Genomic DNA, 15,734 nt, shown 5'->3' on the forward strand with positions numbered 1-15,734 from the left:
CTAGGATGGTGGCCGAGGTGATGACCGATGGCAGACCGAGGGGCCGTTCCCGAGGTGATCTGGGCGCGCCCCGAGCGCACCGGGCGGGGGCCGAAACCGGCGTACACGCGGGACGACATCGCGGCCGCCGCCGTCCGGATCGCCGACGCGCAGGGGCTCGACGCGGTGTCGATGCGGCACGTCGCGGCCGAGCTGGGGTGCGGCACCATGTCGCTCTACAACTACGTTCCCCGCAAGGAGGACCTGTACGAGCTGATGGTGGACGCGGTGAGCGCCGAGCACGTCCCGTGGGAGCCGAGCGCCGACTGGCGGGCGGATCTGCTCCGGGTGGCGCGCGAGACCCGGGCGCTGATGCACCGGCACCCGTGGCTGCCGCGCCTGATGTCCCCGGCCTACGGCTTCAGCCCGCACGCCCTGCGCTATCTGGAGCACTGCCTGGCCTGCCTGGATCCGCTGGAGGCGCGGTACGGCACGAAGCTGGAACTCATCGCCATGGTGAACGGCATCGTGACGACGTACGTCCGCAACGAGCTCGACACCGCCGAGCGGGTGCGGGCGCTGCCGTGGTCGGAGACCGAGGAGAACGCGGTGCGCGGCGCCTACCTGGGCCGTCGGATCGCCTCCGGCGCGTATCCGAGGATGGCGCGCGCGTTCGCGGAGGATCCGGGGCCGGTGGATCTGGAGGAGGTTTTCGAGCGGGCGCTCGGAAGGGTGCTGGACGCCTATGCGCCCCGCTAGCTCGGGTGGTTCGGCGGGTGCGGCCTCGTCGTGGCCGGCCGCGCAGTTCCCCGGGCCCCTGGGGCGTCGGTGTGCAGACCGATCATGGGCGCACCCGGCGTCAGCCTTGCCGAGCTGCTGACCCGGCTCGGTCACACGCCCGTGCCCGGGCCGCCTCCCGGTCTCCGGCAGGACTTCGTCAGGGAGGCGCTGGACAGTGGCTGCCCGTTCGTGGACCGGGGCGCGGCGCCCGGCCGCATCGCAGGCATCGAGGCGCCGATCGTCAGCCCTCTCGCCCGGATCGGGATCAAGCGCATGATGCCCGTCCGGGGCCCCGCGCGGCCTCGCCGGGCCGGGGACGTCGAGGACGTCCCCGGCTCTGGGCAGCCCCGCGGAGCCGCTAGATCAGGGCGAACTGGCCTTCCGGGCCCTCCTCGTGGTGGTCCAGGACCGAGGCGGGGCGGCGGGATGTGGCGGGGGGCGGGAGGACGCCGGCCCGGCGCAGGTCGGTCGCGCTGATCGGGGACGGGATCGTCGACTCGGCGCGCAGCGGGCGCAGTTCGGCCAGCAGGGCCAGGACCGTGATCAGCTCCAGCAGCTCCGAGGTCCAGGGCTGTGGCCAGGTCGCCGGGCGGATCGCCGCGAGGGTTCCGGGAGCGGCCGGGTCCGTACGGGTCGCGAACCAGGATTCCAGCACCCGGACTCCGGCCACCTCGTAGTCCCAGGCCTCCTGGGGGACGGGGGAGACGCGGCCCTCGTCCAGCTGGAGGGTCTCCTCCTCGGGGTCGTAGCGGAGGCTCAGCGGGCGGCTCGGCAGGGGCGCGCGGACGTAGGGGCGGCGGCCGCCGGGCAGCTTGGGGCGTTCGCCCTCGCGGCGCATCAGCCACAGCATGCGGTGGCCCGACTCCACGCCCCGGTCCCAGGCGTCGGTGTCGCCGGTGAGCGGGACGGTGAGGTCCGGGCGGATCGCCGTGAGGATCCAGGCCAGCGTGTCCGGTGCCGTGGGGCGGGTGCCGAGGCGGTCCGCCAGGTGGTCCAGCAGGCCCGGGGCCAGGTTCGGTTCCCTGCCGCCCGGACGGCGGTAGAGGGGGCGGATGCGGGGCGTGCGGAAGGTGGGCAGGAGCGATGTGGCCAGCAGGGGGGTGTCGGCGTCGGTCGTCTCCGCCGTGAACACCTGGTGCGAGTCCGCCACCCGCCACAGCTCCGGGCGGGCCGTGTCGATCAGCCGGTGGTCCGGGATCAGCCACTGTTCGTCGAAGGGGGCAGCCAGCACCCGTACCGGCTCCGCGCACGGGCCCCCGGCACGGGCCAGCCGCTCCGTGCCGGTCGGCTGGCCCGGCAGCTGGCCCACCGCGGAGTCCGGTGTGCGGGCCCGCGTCGGCTCGAACAGGGCCTCCCGGTCCGGGCCTTCGGCCTTCAGCAACGCGTCCCAGCGGGCCTTCAGGGAAGCCGGATCAGGTGCCGTCGGCCAGGCGCGGCCCGGCCGCAGCGGTGCGACGGACCACGGCATGAGGTCCGCCAGCAGCGGAGCGTCGTCGTGCGTCACGCAGGGCATCGTACGGCCTGACCGAGGCCCGGGATCAGGTCGCCTCCAGAGTGACGGTGAACGAGAACCGGTCCCCCCGGTAGTGGATCACCGCCACGTCCAGCACCCGGCCGTCCGTGTCGTAGGTCACGCCTGTGTAGTGCAGGATCGGGCTGAGCAGCGGTACTTGGAGGAGACGGGCGGTCTCCGGGTCGGCGAGCCGGGCCTCCACCGTGTCCGTGATGCGGCTGATGTCCGCCCCGACCACGTCCCGCAGCACCTTCGTCATCGGCCAGCGGATCAGGTCCTCCAGGTCGATGCGCGCGGCCAGTTCGGGTCGGATGTGGTTGACGGCGTGGTTCGTCGGCTCGCCGGTCTTCTCGTCGCTGCGCAGCCGGTGGTACGTCGCCACCTCCGCGACGTCCGGGAAGTACTCGGTGAGACCGGGCGGCACCGGCACGCTGCCGTGGTCCAGCAGTTCGGTCGTCATACCGGACTGCTGGGCCACGATCGCGTCCACCGAGCCCAGCAGCCGCACCGGGGTCGCGCGCCGGGCGTCGGGCTCGATGAACGTGCCGCGCCGCCGGTGCCGGCTGATCAGGCCCTCGTCCTCCAACTCCTTCAGTGCCTGCCGCATGGTCAGCACGCTCACCCCGTAGTGCTCCGCCAGCCGCTCCTCGGTGGGCAGCCGCAGCGGATCCTCGGGCGAGCGGCCGAGTATCGAGGCGCGCAGCGACTGCGACACCTGGTACCAGAGCGGCAGCTTGCGGTTCAGGACGATCGAGTCCGGGGCGAAGGAGGTCACATGGCTATCCGTACCTGTCGATGAACATCAGACGCAACAGAGGTGTCACGCGCGGAAGTGGGGCTCCAGGCCCCGCCACACGTCGTCGTAGCGCTGCTGGAGGTGGTCCGCGCCTGCCGCGTGCGGGGTGAGGGTGACCGGCCAGCGGGTCTCGAACATGAACGCCAGCCCGTCGTCGATCCTCTGCGGCTTCAGCTCGGCCGCGCTCGCCCGGTCGAAGGTCTCCCGGTCCGGGCCGTGCGCCGACATCATGTTGTGCAGCGAGCCGCCGCCCGGCACGAAGCCCTCCGCCTTCGCGTCGTAGGCGCCCTCGATCAGGCCCATGTACTCGCTCATCACGTTGCGGTGGAAGTACGGCGGCCGGAACGTGTCCTCACCGACCAGCCAGCGCGGCGCGAAGACGACGAAGTCGACACCGGCCAGGCCCGGGGTGTCCGACGGGGCGGTCAGGACCGTGAAGATGGACGGGTCCGGGTGGTCGTAGGAGATGCTGCCGATCACGTTGAAACGGCGCAGATCGTAGACGTACGGCACATGGTTGCCGTGCCAGGCGACCACATCGAGGGGGGAGTGGTCGTAGCCGGCCGTCCAGAGGTTGCCGCAGAACTTGTTCACCACCTCCACCGGCCCGGACACGTCCTCGTAGGCGGCGACCGGCGCGCGGAAGTCGCGGGCGTTGGCGAGCCCGTTGGCGCCGATCGGCCCGAGGTCGGGCAGCCGGAACGGCGCCCCGTAGTTCTCGCACACATAACCCCGGGCGGACTCCTCCAGCAGCTCCACCCGGAAGCGCACCCCACGCGGGATCAACGCCACCTGTGCCGGCTCCACATGAAGCCGGCCGAACTCCGTGTGCAGCAGCAGTTCGCCGCGCTCCGGCACGAGCAGCAGCTCCCCGTCCGCGTCGGAGAAGACCCGCTCCATCGAGGAGTTGGCGTGGTAGAGGTGCACGGCCATGCCGGTGCGCTGGGTCGCGTCGCCGTTGCCGCCGAGCGTCCACAGGCCGGCGAGGAAGTCGGTGCCGGAGGGCGGCTCGGGCAGCGGGTTCCAGCGCAGCCGGTTGGGGTCGGGCACGGACTCGGTGAAGGGGGCCGTACGGATCGCGCCGTTGTCGGCGCGGGTGAACGCCGGGTGCGCGGCCGAGGGGCGGATCCGGTACAGCCAGGAGCGGCGGTTGTGCCCCCGGGGCTCGGTGAACGCCGAGCCGCTCAGCTGTTCCGCGTACAGGCCGAGCGGTGCGCGCTGCGGCGAGTTGCGGCCCTCGGGCAGGGCGCCCGGCACCGCCTCCGAGGCGTGTTCGTTGCCGAACCCGGTCAGATACGACAGTCCCGCGGCGGTCTTCCGTGCTTCCCCGCGCTCGAATTCGCTCACGCGGGAGGTACCCCCGTCGCTCATGATCGCTCCCTTGCGCTCCCGGTGCGCGCCTGATGCGCTCCGATTCCTATGTATCACCGTAGGAATACGTGAGGGCGGGCGCAAGAGGGGCCCGCCTACTCCGTCCGGGGGACCACACACGCCGGCCAGAACCAGACTTCAGGCGGATTCGGCAGACCGGAAGGTTGTTCTAGTCTCGCGGGCATGCCCTGGACGCCGTGGACCCGCAGAACTCTCGCCGTGCTCGCGGTGTGCGTCCTGCCGCCGCTCGGAGCGGCGGGCTGTACGACCGGTCACGCCCACGGGGGCGCGCCGTCGCCCTCGCCGGTCGGCAAGGTCCTGGACGACACCGACGAGAGCGGCCGGCATCTGCGCGAGGTCGACAAGAAGGACGCGCCCGAGGTCGACGTCGAGGTGATACCGGACGCCCACGGCGGCTGGGACGTACGCCTGACCTTCCGCCACTTCCGCGGCTCCGCGCCGGGCGCGGGACGGGCGGCGGTCATCGGGCGCGGTCTCGCCTACCTCTTCGTCGACGGCCACGAGTCCGCCCGGCTGCGCTCCAGCGACTACCACCTGCCCGGTCGTCTCGTCCCGCGCGGCACCCACCACGTCACCGCGCGCCTGTACGCCGACGACGGCACCGTGTGGGCCGTCCACGGCAAGCCGGTGCAGAGCACCGCCGACATCACGGTGTCGGACACGGAGCCCGCACCGACCCCCACCCAGACCTCCACACACTCTCCGGAGGCCCGCACCACGCGCTCCCCCGGGGTGGGGGCCATGCCCACCATGGGCGGCTCCCCGGTGCGATGAGTGCATCGGCCACTGGCCTGCGTACGGGAGGGCGAGGTTCACCTGGCCCCGGCGGAGAGGCATCATGAAGCCCGTGCCCCACGCGACATCGCTCCGCCGCGCGCCGGTCCAACGGCGCAGTGCCGAACGGCTGACCAGGATCCTCGACGCCTGCGCCGAACTCCTCGACGAGGAGGGTTACGACGCCCTGAGCACCCGCGCGGTCGCCCTGCGCGCCGGTGTGCCCATCGGCTCCGTCTACCGCTTCTTCGGCAACAAGCGGCAGATGGCCGACGCCCTCGCCCAGCGCAACCTGGAGCGGTACACCGAGCGCGTCGGCGAGCGGCTGAAGCGGGTGGCCGAGGGGGACTGGCGAGCCGCGATGGACGCCGTCCTGGACGAGTACCTCGCCATGAAGCGCACCGCGCCCGGCTTCTCGCTGGTCGACTTCGGCAACCAGATACCGGTCGGCGCCCGCCAGGCCGAGCCCAACACCCGGGTCGCCGACCGGCTCGTCCGACTGCTCTCCGGCTATGTCGGGCACGGCCCGGACGAGGACCTGCGCCGGATCTTCCTCGTCGCCGTGGAGAGCGCGGACACCCTCGTCCAACTGGCCTTCCGCACGGACCCCGAGGGGGACGAGGCGATCATCGCCGAGACGCGCGAGCTGTTGCGGGCGTATCTGGGGCGCGTGCTCGACTGAACGGCCCCTCGGCGGCTCCCCTCTCCGGCCGAACGGTCTGCGAACAGTGGCGCGACAGGGCTCCCGTCCATGCCTACTGGTCGGTATCCTCGCGTCGAGCCGGCGGGCCCGCCGGTGCTCGACCGGCGCCGCCGTCGACCTCCGGGAGGACCCGTGCCCCGCACCGCCCTGCGAATCTGCCCTCTGTGCGAGGCCACCTGCGGGCTGACCCTCACCATCGAGGGCACCCGGGTCACCGGCGCCCGCGGCGATGGCGAGGACGTCTTCAGCAAGGGGTTCATCTGCCCCAAGGGCGCCTCCTTCGGCGCCGTCGACGGCGACCCCGACCGGCTGCGCGTCCCGCTCGTCCGGGAGAACGGGCGCCTGCGCGAGGCGAGTTGGGAGGAGGCCTTCGGCGCGGTCGCCGGCGGACTGCGCCCGGTCGTGGAGCGCTACGGCCCCGACTCGGTCGGCCTGGTCCTCGGCAACCCCAACGTGCACACCGTGGCGGGCGCCCTCTACCCACCGGTCCTGCTCGCCGCCCTGCGCACCCGCAGCCTCTTCACCGCCTCCACGGTCGACCAGATGCCCAAGCACGTCTCCAGCGGGCTGCTCTTCGGCGACGCGAACGCCATCCCGGTACCGGACCTGGACCACACCGACCACCTGCTCCTCATCGGCGCCAACCCGCTGGAGTCCAACGGCAGTCTGTGCACCGCCCCCGACTTCCCCGGCCGGCTCAAGGCGCTCAGGGCCCGCGGCGGCCGGCTCACCGTCGTGGACCCGCGCCGCACCCGCACCGCGAAACTGGCCGACCGGCACGTGGCGATCCGGCCCGGCACCGACGCCCTGCTGCTCGCCGCGATGGCGCACACCCTCTTCGAGGAGTACCTGGTCGACCTCGACCGCCTCGCCCCGCACGTCCAGGGGGTCGACGAACTCCGGGAGGAGATGAGCGATTTCACCCCCGAAGCCGTGGCCGGGGCCTGCGACGTCGGGCCCGACCTCGTCCGCGCCCTCGCGCGCGAACTGGCCGGCGCTCGCACCGCCGCCGTGTACGCCCGCATCGGCAGTTGCACCGTCCCGCACGGCACCCTGGCCAGCTGGCTGGTCGACGTGCTCAACATCCTCACCGGCAACCTGGACCGGCCCGGCGGCGCCCTCTTCCCGCAGGCCGCCACCGACAAGACCCCCCGCCCGGCGGGCCCCGGGCACGGCTTCGCCCTCGGTCGCTGGCACTCCCGGGTCCGCCAACTGCCCGAAGCGAAAGGCGAGTTGCCGCTCTCTGCGCTCGCCGAGGAGATCGACACCGCCACCGATCGGGGCGAACCGGTGCGCGCGCTGATCGCCGTGGCCGCCAACCCGGTGCTGTCCGCGCCCGACGGCGACCGCCTCGACAGGGCCCTGGACTCCCTGGACTTCATGGTCAGCGTCGACCCGTACCTCAACGAGACCTCGCGTCACGCCCATGTCGTGCTGCCCCCGCCCCCGCCGTCCCAGAGCCCGCACCACGACTTCGCCTTCAACACCCTCGCCGTCCGCAACCAGGTCCGCTACAGCCGTCCGGCCGTCCCGCTGGAGCCCGGCCGCATGGCCGAGAGCGAGATCCTCGCCCGGCTGATCCTCGCGGCCACCGGCCTGCACGGCGCCGACCCGGCCGGCGTCGACACCATGGTCATCGAGCAGACCCTCGGCAAGGCCGTCCAGGAAGCCCACTCCCCGGTGTACGGTCGCGACCCGCGCGACCTCGCCGGGCGGCTCACCGGCGCGGGCGGCCCCGAGCGGCGGCTGGACATGATGCTGCGCCTCGGCCCCTACGGCGACGGCTTCGGCGCCCGGCCCGACGGGCTGACCCTCGCCCGGCTGCTCGCCCACCCGCACGGCATCGACCTCGGCCCGCTGCACCCCCGCCTGCCGCAGCCCCTCAAGACCCGCAGCGGCAGGATCGAGCTGCTGCCCGACCCGATCGCCGGCGATCTGCCCCGGCTGCGGCAGGCACTGCACGACCGGCCCGCGGGGCTCGTCCTCGTCGGCCGCCGCCATCTGCGCTCCAACAACAGCTGGATGCACAACGTCCCCGCCCTCACCGGCGGGTCCAACCGCTGCACCCTGCACATCCACCCCGCGGACGCGGACCGGCTCGGCGTCCGGGACGGGGCGGACGTACGGGTCAAGGGCGCCGGGGGAGAGGTGGTGGTCGCCGCCGAGGTCACCGACGGGGTCCGGCCCGGGGTGGTGAGCCTGCCGCACGGCTGGGGCCACGACCGCCCCGGCACCCGCCTCGGCCACGCCGCCGCCAGCCCGGGCGTCAACGTCAACCAGCTCCTCGACGGCAGCCTGCTCGACCCGCTCTCGGGCAACGCCGTCCTCAACGGCGTACCCGTGGAGCTCAGTGCAAGCCTGTGACCTGGACTTTCGCGCTTATTGCTCGCACGTCAACATCTTGTTAACGCCAGACGACGGGACCTAACGTCAACGCACCGCCGACCCCCAGGTGGGATGTTCAAGGGCGAACGTTAGGTATCCATTCATGCTGACCATCCTCGGCTTCGCCATGATCGCGACCTTTCTGGTCCTGATCATGTTGAAGAAGATGTCGCCGATCGCGGCGCTCGTGCTGATCCCCGCGCTCTTCTGTGTGTTCGTGGGCAAGGGCGCCAAGCTGGGCGACTACGTCATCGACGGCGTCACCAGCCTCGCGCCCACGGCGGCGATGCTCATGTTCGCGATCGTCTACTTCGGCGTGATGATCGACGTAGGCCTCTTCGACCCGATCGTGCGGAGCATCCTGAGGTTCTGCAAGGCCGACCCGCTGCGCATCGTCGTCGGTACGGCGGTCCTCGCCGCGATCGTCTCCCTGGACGGCGACGGCTCCACCACCTTCATGATCACCGTCTCGGCGATGTACCCGCTGTACAAGCGCCTGAAGATGTCGATGGTCGTGATGACCGGTGTGGCCGCCATGGCCAACGGCGTGATGAACACGCTCCCGTGGGGCGGCCCGACCGCCCGCGCCGCCACCGCGCTGAAGGTCGACGCGAGCGACATCTTCGTGCCGATGATCCCGGCCCTGGCCGTGGGCCTGCTGTTCGTCCTCGTCCTCGCCTACGTGCTCGGCCGGCGCGAGCGGAAGCGGCTCGGTGTGCTCACGCTGGACGAGGTGCTGGTGGAGGAGACCGTCCTCGTCGGCTCCGGCTCCGGCTCCGGCTCCGGCGCGGAGGCCGAGAAGTCCACGGCCGGCGGTGGTTCGGGTGCGTCCGGTGCCGGGCTGCCCGAGGAGCCGGCGGACGCGGACGACACCTTCCAGGGGCTCGACCCGCACCGCCCCACCCTGCGCCCCAAGCTGTACTGGTTCAACGCGCTGCTCACCGTCGCCCTGCTCACCGCCATGATCATGGAGTGGCTGCCGATCCCGGTGCTCTTCCTGCTCGGCGCGGCCCTCGCCCTGACCGTCAACTTCCCGCACATGCCGGACCAGAAGGCCCGGATCGCCGCCCACGCCGAGAACGTCCTCAACGTCTCCGGCATGGTCTTCGCCGCCGCCGTCTTCACCGGCGTCCTCCAGGGCACCGGCATGGTCGACCACATGGCGTCCTGGCTGGTGGACAACATCCCCGACGGCATGGGCCCGCACATGGCCTTCGTCACCGGCGTGCTGAGCATCCCGCTCACGTACTTCATGTCCAACGACGGCTTCTACTTCGGCATCCTGCCGGTGCTCGCCGAGGCCGGCCACGCGCACGGCGTCTCCTCCCTGGAGATCGCCCGCGCCTCGATCATCGGCCAGCCCCTGCACATGTCCAGCCCGCTCGTCCCGGCCGTCTACGTCCTGGTCGGCATGGCCAAGGTGGAGTTCGGCGACCACACCCGGTTCGTGGTCAAGTGGGCGGCCCTGACATCCCTGGTGGTGCTCGGGGCCGGCATCGTCTTCGGCATCATCTGAGTCCGCGTCTCCAGGGAGGAACCGACCCATGGCGCCCGGCGGGAACCGCGGCTGGCTGCTCCGCCTCGTCCTCGCCTTCGGCTTCGCGCAGGGGGCGGTGTCGATGGCCCGGCCCGCCGTCTCCTACCGGGCCCTCGCGCTCGGCGCCGACGAGCGGGCGGTGGGCGTCATCGCGGGCGTGTACGCGCTTTTGCCCCTCTTCGCCGCCGTACCGCTCGGCCGGCGCACCGACCACGGCCGGTGCGCCCCGCTGCTCCCGGCGGGCGTGGTCCTGATCTGCGGCGGCTGCGCGCTGAGCGGCGTGGTGAACTCGCTGTGGGCGATGGCGCTGTGGAGCGGGGTGATGGGCCTTGGCCACCTCTGTTTCGTCATCGGTGCCCAGTCGCTCGTCGCCCGCCAGTCCGCACCGCACGAACAGGACCGGAACTTCGGCCACTTCACCATCGGCGCCTCGCTGGGCCAGCTCCTCGGCCCGGTGGCCGCCGGTGTTCTGATCGGCGGCCCCGACATGGCGGGCAGCAGCGCCCGCGCCCTCGTGGTGGCGGGCGCGGGCGCGGCGGTGGCCGTCACCTCGCTGTGGCGCATCGAGGACCCTACGGCCGTCAAGTCCCGTACCGGGCAAGGCGACCGGGTCCCGGTCGGCCACATCCTGCGCGCCCGGGGCGTACCGGCGGGCATGCTGATCAGCCTGTCGGTGCTGTCCGCCACCGACATCCTCACCGCCTACCTCCCGGTCGTCGGCGAGCACCGGGGCATCGCGCCCCCGGTCGTCGGCGCCCTGCTCAGCCTGCGCGCCGGTGCCACCATCGCGTGCCGGCTCGTCCTCACCCCGCTGCTCCGGCTGCTCGGCCGGCCCGCACTGCTCACGGTGACGTGTTTCCTGGCCGCAGTGCTGTGCGCGGGTATCTCCCTCCCGCTGCCCGTGTGGGCGCTCGGCGTCCTGCTCGCGCTGCTCGGCTTCTGTCTGGGCGTGGGCCAGCCGCTGTCCATGACGACCGTGGTGCAGGCCGCGCCCGACGAGGCCCGCTCGACGGCGCTCGCCCTGCGCCTGACCGGCAACCGCCTCGGCCAGGTCGCCGCCCCGGCCGCCGCCGGTCTGGTCGCCGGGGTGGCGGGCGTGGCGGCGCCGTTCGTGTTGCTGGGGGCGCTGCTGCTGCTGTCGGCGGGGGTGGGAATGCGCTCGCAGGAGCGGCCCAGGGGAGCCGGACGGTCAGCGGGGGAGCGGGCCGGGCGCACGGGATTGCGCCGCACGAGCGATCTCTGACGGCGCGCCGGGCGTCGGTGCCGTCGGGCGAGGTGTCCATCGCGCAGAGTCCAGACGAAAGAGCGATTTGTATGACAATCGTCCGACTCGGAGGAATGTGCATGCCCACCCAGACCTCACCACGTACTTTCGGCTCCCGTGCGGGCGCCACTGTCGTCCTCGCCGCCCTCGCCGCGGTGGGTGCGTCGTGGGTGGCGGCGCCGAACGTGGCTGCTCAAGGGGAGAACGGCGACATCAGGGTGCACAGCGTGGGTGTGCCCTACGGTGTGACGAAGGACGAGCCGGCGGTCTGCAAGTTCTACCTCGACGCCGTCAACTTCGACATCCTGCCCAATATCCCCTACATCATCCAGGCGCAGCCGCCGCTGCCCAGCGCGGCCACCCTCACCGGCGTCATCCAGCTCGCCGGCGGCGCCGGACACACCGACGCGATCGGCCTGACCGATGGGCAGTACAAGCTCACCTGGGTCGCGGCAGGTGCCGTCAAGGAGAAGCTCTTCCGCGTCAACTGCCACGACGGCCGACATGACGAGGGGCACGGTCCCAACGGACAGATCGAGGACCACCAGGACCACCATCAGCAGGACGGTCCGGGCTGGGGCGGCAGGGATCACGACGATCCGAGGGGCGGTGTGCACGCGGGCGGGGGCGGTGTCATCGACAAGGCCGCGGCGTACTCGCCGGTGGCCGCCGCGGGTGCCGTGGGCCTGGGCGCGGTCGGTGGTGTGATGTACCTTCGGCGCAGCCGCCGGCGGCCTCATGGCGCCGCGTAGGCGCAGACGCAGACCCTGGCACCGGACCCGCGCCTACCGTCTCACCAGGACGGCCCTGCTGGTGACCGTCCTGGTGACGGTGGTGCACCGGTGCGGGGGCGGGCACCTCGGTCCGGGCCGGGCGGGGGACTCGGGCGCCATGGCGGCCGCCCATGGCGCGGGCGCGGCCGGTGAACAGTCCTGCGAGACGCCTCCGGGGCCCGTGCCCCGCCCGCTGCCCCGGTCCCGGCCGACGTCCTTCCGCGTCCCCTCGCTGGGCATCGACGCCCCGATCACGGCCCTCCGGCTCGACAAGGCGGGGGAGCTGGAGACCCCGCCCATGGACAGACCCAAGCTGGTCGGCTGGTACGAGGGCGGCCCCACACCGGGCGAGTCCGGCACCGCGATCGCCGTCGGCCACCGGGACACGTTGACCGGCCCGGCCGTCTTCGCGGGGCTCGCCCAGGTCAAACCCTGCAAGGTCATCGAGGTCAAGCGCGCCGACGGCCGCACCGCCGTCTACTCGGTGGACCGGATGAAGGTCTACGACAAGGCGAGCTTCCCGGACAAGGAGGTCTACGCCCCGGCGCGGCGACCGGAGCTCCGCGTGCTGACCTGCGGCGGTCTCTACAGCCGGCGGACGGGCTACACCAGCAACGTGGTCGTCTTCGCCCACCTCGCCGCCGTACGCGATCCGGGCACGGCCACGGCCGGCCGCTGAGCCCCGGCGTCCGAGGGGCGGGCAGGGTGACGGTCGTCCGTCGGGGTCCGGCGTCCGCGAACCGGGCAGGGCCGTGGACGACCGCCGGCTCCCGGCGTCCGCGATCCGGGCACGGCGGCGGCCGGGCGCTGAATCCCGGCGTCCGTTTTAGCCCCCACCTGCCCCGGTGTTCCCGCGTTCCCCGCGTGTCTTCCCCCGGCCGGGCACATTCCGTTAACTTCCGTGACGCACAGGCTTCGTACGACCCGCGCGGGGCCTTCGGACCACGGAGCAGTGGCGCTCCGGACAGCCCCGGGGCGGCAGGCATGACACGCGCCATCTCACTGCACGACGTGAGCAAGTCCTTCGTGCGCGGCACGCGCGTGGTCGACGGGCTCTCGCTGGACATCGCACCCGGCGAGTTCCTGGTCCTGCTCGGCCCGTCCGGCTGCGGCAAGTCCACCGTGCTGCGGATGATCGCCGGTCTGGAGGAGATCGACGAGGGCGAGCTGCTGCTCGACGGGGAGTACGCCAACGACTGGCAGCCCGCCGGCCGGAACATCGCCATGGTGTTCCAGAACTTCGCCCTCTACCCGAGCATGACCAGCCGCGACAACATCGGTTTCCCGCTGCGCATCGAGGACCCCGGCGCCGACCCCGGCCCCCGCGTCACCGCCACCGCCCGCATGCTCGGCGTCGAGGAACTGCTCGACCGCTACCCGAGCCAGCTCTCCGGCGGCGAACGGCAGCGCGTCGCCATGGGCCGGGCCATCGCCCGCCACCCCGCGGCCTTCCTGATGGACGAGCCGCTGTCCAACCTGGACGCCAAGCTCCGCAACCGGCTGCGGGCCGAGATGTCCCAGCTCACCCGAGAGTTGGGGGTCACCACGGTGTACGTCACGCACGACCAGGCCGAGGCGATGTCGCTCGGCGACCGGGTCGCCGTACTGCGCGGCGGGGTGCTCCAGCAGGTCGGCACCCCGCGCGAGGTCTACGCGCTGCCCCGCAACCTCTTCGTCGCCGCCTTCGTCGGCATCCCGCGCATCAACCTGCTCCAGGGTGTGGTCCGCGCCCCGCTGGACGGCGCCATGACCGTCGCCCTGGGCAAACAGGCCCTGCGGCTGCCCGAACCGCTCTCCCCGGACCACCGGTTGCTACGGGTGCAGCAGGGCCGCGAGGTCATCGTCGGGCTGCGCTCGGAGGTGGTCCGCATCGGCGACCGGGAGTCCGCCCGGCCGGGAGAGGCGCTGATCACCGGGCTCGTGGAGCACCTGGAGTTCCAGGGGCACGAGGTCCTCGTCCACTTCGACACCGGCTCGCGGCCCGCCGTCGTACCCGAACTGGAGGCGCCGCACCCGGCCGCCCGGCCCCCGCGCCGGCGCCGCAGGGAAGGGCCGGGCCTACTGGACCGGCTGCGGGAGCGGGCGGGGTCACTGCGGGCCGGGCCGGTGGTCGTCCTGGAACATCCGCCGCAGGAGCCCGCACCCGCGCCGTCGGGGGTCCGCCTCCCGGGCGACCTGGTCGTGCGCACCACCCCGGACGTCCGGCTGCACCACGGCATGCAGGTCCCGCTCCTCGTCGACCTGGAGCGCCTGCTCGTCTTCGACCAGGCGGGCGACCGCATCTCGCCGTCGCCCGACCGGCTGCCCGCCCTGGACGAGTGAGCACCGCTCCGCGCGGCGATGATGTCCGGGAACGTCCGGCACCGCAGGGCAGCTATGGCGCAGAAAAACTAACACCGCTAGTTTGTGTGCCGGACGACGCGGATCCGCCGGGAGGAAGCAGCATGAAGGCACATGACGGCCTGTACATCGACGGAGCTTGGCGCCCCGCCGGGAGCAGGGATGTGATCGAGGTCGTGAACCCGGTCGACGAGCAGGTCATCGGGCACGTTCCGGCCGGCGGCGCGCTGGACGTCGACGCGGCCGTCCGGGCGGCCCGGGCCGCTCTGCCCGCCTGGGCCGCCACGCCTGCGGCCGAGCGGGCCGCACGCCTGACCGCCCTGCGCGACGCCCTCGTGGCCCGCAAGGACGAGATCGCCGAGACGGTCACCGCGGAACTGGGCGCGCCGCCGGAGTTCGCGCAGGCGGTGCACGTCGGCCTGCCGATCGCGGTCGCCGGCTCCTACGCCGAGCTGGCCGCCGCCCACTCCTTCGAGGAGAAGGTCGGCAACTCCACCGTCCTGCACGAGCCGGTCGGCGTGGTCGGCGCGATCACCCCCTGGAACTACCCGCTGCACCAGATCGTCGCCAAGGTCGCCCCGGCCCTCGCGGCCGGCTGCACGGTCGTCCTCAAGCCGGCCGAGGACACGCCGCTCACCGCCCAGCTGTTCGCCGAGGCCGTTCATGAGGCGGGCGTGCCGGCCGGTGTGTTCAACCTGGTCACCGGCCTCGGCCCGGTCGCCGGGCAGGCCCTCGCCGAGCACCCGGGCGTCGATCTGGTCTCCTTCACCGGCTCCACGGCCGTCGGCAGGCAGATCGGCGCGGCGGCCGGTGCCGCCGTCAAGCAGGTCGCCCTCGAACTCGGCGGCAAGTCCGCCAACGTCATCCTGCCGAGCGCCGACCTCGCCAAGGCGGTTAACGTCGGTGTGGCCAACGTGATGGCCAACTCCGGCCAGACGTGCAGCGCCTGGACCCGCATGCTGGTCCACCGCGACCGGTACGAGGAGGCGGTCGAGCTGGCCCGCACGGCCGCGGCCAAGTACGGCGACCGGATCGGCCCGCTGGTCAGCGCCAGGCAGCAGGCACGGGTGCGCGGCTACATCGAGAAGGGCGTGGCCGAGGGGGCCCGGATCGTGGCGGGCGGCCCCCAGTCGCCGAACGAACGGGGCTACTTCGTCAGCCCCACGGTCTTCGCGGACGTCACCCCGCAGATGACCATCGCCCAGGAGGAGATCTTCGGACCGGTCCTCGCGATCCTCCCCTACGACGACGAGGAGGACGCCCTGCGCATCGCCAACGGCACGGTGTACGGTCTCGCGGGCGCCGTCTGGGCGGGTGACGCGTCCGAGGCGGCGGCCTTCGCCCGCCGCATGGACACCGGCCAGGTCGACATCAACGGCGGCCGGTTCAACCCCCTCGCCCCCTTCGGCGGCTACAAGCAGTCCGGAGTCGGCCGGGAACTCGGCGCGCACGGACTCGCCGAGTACCTCCAGACCAAGTCCCTCCAGTTCTAAGGAAG

Annotated in this window: 13 protein-coding genes; 10 read left to right on the top strand and 3 right to left on the bottom strand. The window is 72.7% G+C overall.

The genetic code is table 11. The annotated features are described in order from the left end of the window. Nucleotides 1-27: 27 nt before the first annotated feature. The gene (locus tag ADK64_RS03530; RefSeq protein WP_053654674.1) at nt 28-738 is read left to right on the top strand and encodes a TetR/AcrR family transcriptional regulator; all 711 of its coding nucleotides are present in this window, start codon (nt 28-30) and stop codon (nt 736-738) included. Between the two features lie 379 nt (nt 739-1,117). Here the strand turns inward: ADK64_RS03530 and ADK64_RS03535 are convergent, their stop codons facing one another. The 3 genes from ADK64_RS03535 to hmgA are packed head-to-tail and all read right to left on the bottom strand — an operon-like array spanning nt 1,118 to nt 4,439. Beyond that, nucleotides 1,118-2,272 (bottom strand): type ISP restriction/modification enzyme, encoded by a 1,155-nt coding sequence (locus tag ADK64_RS03535; protein ID WP_053654675.1) that lies wholly within the window; start codon nt 2,270-2,272, stop codon nt 1,118-1,120. Between the two features lie 25 nt (nt 2,273-2,297). Then, entirely contained in the window at nt 2,298-3,047 is a 750-nt protein-coding gene (locus ADK64_RS03540; RefSeq protein WP_053654676.1) for a GntR family transcriptional regulator, read from the bottom strand. Nucleotides 3,048-3,092: 45 nt separating this feature from the next. Next, the gene (gene hmgA, locus ADK64_RS03545; RefSeq protein ID WP_053654677.1) at nt 3,093-4,439 is read right to left on the bottom strand and encodes a homogentisate 1,2-dioxygenase; all 1,347 of its coding nucleotides are present in this window, start codon (nt 4,437-4,439) and stop codon (nt 3,093-3,095) included. 183 nt (nt 4,440-4,622) lie between these two features. Between hmgA and ADK64_RS03550 the strand changes: the two genes are divergently transcribed. From ADK64_RS03550 to ADK64_RS03590, 9 genes are all read left to right on the top strand, one after another. Further along, nucleotides 4,623-5,234: a hypothetical protein gene (locus tag ADK64_RS03550; protein WP_078992472.1), complete on the top strand. Its 612-nt coding sequence runs from the start codon at nt 4,623-4,625 to the stop codon at nt 5,232-5,234. A gap of 64 nt (nt 5,235-5,298) precedes the next feature. Next, a complete protein-coding gene (locus ADK64_RS03555) occupies nt 5,299-5,916 on the top strand; it encodes a TetR/AcrR family transcriptional regulator (protein ID WP_053654678.1) in 618 nt (205 codons plus the stop codon). A gap of 153 nt (nt 5,917-6,069) precedes the next feature. Then, a complete protein-coding gene (locus ADK64_RS03560; RefSeq protein ID WP_053654679.1) occupies nt 6,070-8,301 on the top strand; it encodes a molybdopterin oxidoreductase family protein in 2,232 nt (743 codons plus the stop codon). Nucleotides 8,302-8,425: 124 nt separating this feature from the next. Next, on the top strand, nt 8,426-9,838 hold the full coding sequence (locus tag ADK64_RS03565) for a CitMHS family transporter (protein WP_053654680.1): 1,413 nt from the start codon (nt 8,426-8,428) through the stop codon (nt 9,836-9,838). Between the two features lie 28 nt (nt 9,839-9,866). Further along, nucleotides 9,867-11,102 carry an MFS transporter gene (locus ADK64_RS03570; RefSeq protein WP_053654681.1) on the top strand — a complete coding sequence of 412 codons (1,236 nt, stop codon included), beginning with the start codon at nt 9,867-9,869 and terminating at the stop codon, nt 11,100-11,102. A gap of 101 nt (nt 11,103-11,203) precedes the next feature. Continuing rightward, a complete protein-coding gene (locus ADK64_RS03575) occupies nt 11,204-11,875 on the top strand; it encodes a hypothetical protein (RefSeq protein WP_053654682.1) in 672 nt (223 codons plus the stop codon). Continuing rightward, nucleotides 11,862-12,575 (top strand): class F sortase, encoded by a 714-nt coding sequence (locus tag ADK64_RS03580; protein WP_053654683.1) that lies wholly within the window; start codon nt 11,862-11,864, stop codon nt 12,573-12,575. The genes ADK64_RS03575 and ADK64_RS03580 overlap by 14 nt, the downstream gene beginning before the upstream one ends. Before the next feature lie 305 nt (nt 12,576-12,880). Next, a complete protein-coding gene (locus ADK64_RS03585) occupies nt 12,881-14,218 on the top strand; it encodes an ABC transporter ATP-binding protein (RefSeq protein ID WP_053654684.1) in 1,338 nt (445 codons plus the stop codon). Nucleotides 14,219-14,340: 122 nt separating this feature from the next. Beyond that, nucleotides 14,341-15,729 (top strand): aldehyde dehydrogenase family protein, encoded by a 1,389-nt coding sequence (locus ADK64_RS03590; protein ID WP_053654685.1) that lies wholly within the window; start codon nt 14,341-14,343, stop codon nt 15,727-15,729. The last annotated feature ends 5 nt before the right edge of the window (nt 15,730-15,734 follow it).

Source organism: Streptomyces sp. MMG1121 (genome assembly GCF_001280015.1).
Taxonomy (GTDB): Bacteria; Actinomycetota; Actinomycetes; order Streptomycetales; family Streptomycetaceae; genus Streptomyces.

What these genes read in the sequence shown, in the direction of transcription:
- ADK64_RS03535 (WP_053654675.1), bottom strand. Translation starts at nt 2,272, where the DNA reads ATGCCCTGCGTGACGCACGACGACGCTCCGCTGCTGGCGGACCTCATG.
- ADK64_RS03580 (WP_053654683.1), top strand. Translation starts at nt 11,862, where the DNA reads ATGGCGCCGCGTAGGCGCAGACGCAGACCCTGGCACCGGACCCGCGCC.
- ADK64_RS03555 (WP_053654678.1), top strand. Translation starts at nt 5,299, where the DNA reads ATGAAGCCCGTGCCCCACGCGACATCGCTCCGCCGCGCGCCGGTCCAA.
- ADK64_RS03565 (WP_053654680.1), top strand. Translation starts at nt 8,426, where the DNA reads ATGCTGACCATCCTCGGCTTCGCCATGATCGCGACCTTTCTGGTCCTG.
- ADK64_RS03550 (WP_078992472.1), top strand. Translation starts at nt 4,623, where the DNA reads ATGCCCTGGACGCCGTGGACCCGCAGAACTCTCGCCGTGCTCGCGGTG.
- ADK64_RS03530 (WP_053654674.1), top strand. Translation starts at nt 28, where the DNA reads ATGGCAGACCGAGGGGCCGTTCCCGAGGTGATCTGGGCGCGCCCCGAG.
- hmgA (WP_053654677.1), bottom strand. Translation starts at nt 4,439, where the DNA reads ATGAGCGACGGGGGTACCTCCCGCGTGAGCGAATTCGAGCGCGGGGAA.
- ADK64_RS03570 (WP_053654681.1), top strand. Translation starts at nt 9,867, where the DNA reads ATGGCGCCCGGCGGGAACCGCGGCTGGCTGCTCCGCCTCGTCCTCGCC.
- ADK64_RS03575 (WP_053654682.1), top strand. Translation starts at nt 11,204, where the DNA reads ATGCCCACCCAGACCTCACCACGTACTTTCGGCTCCCGTGCGGGCGCC.
- ADK64_RS03590 (WP_053654685.1), top strand. Translation starts at nt 14,341, where the DNA reads ATGAAGGCACATGACGGCCTGTACATCGACGGAGCTTGGCGCCCCGCC.
- ADK64_RS03585 (WP_053654684.1), top strand. Translation starts at nt 12,881, where the DNA reads ATGACACGCGCCATCTCACTGCACGACGTGAGCAAGTCCTTCGTGCGC.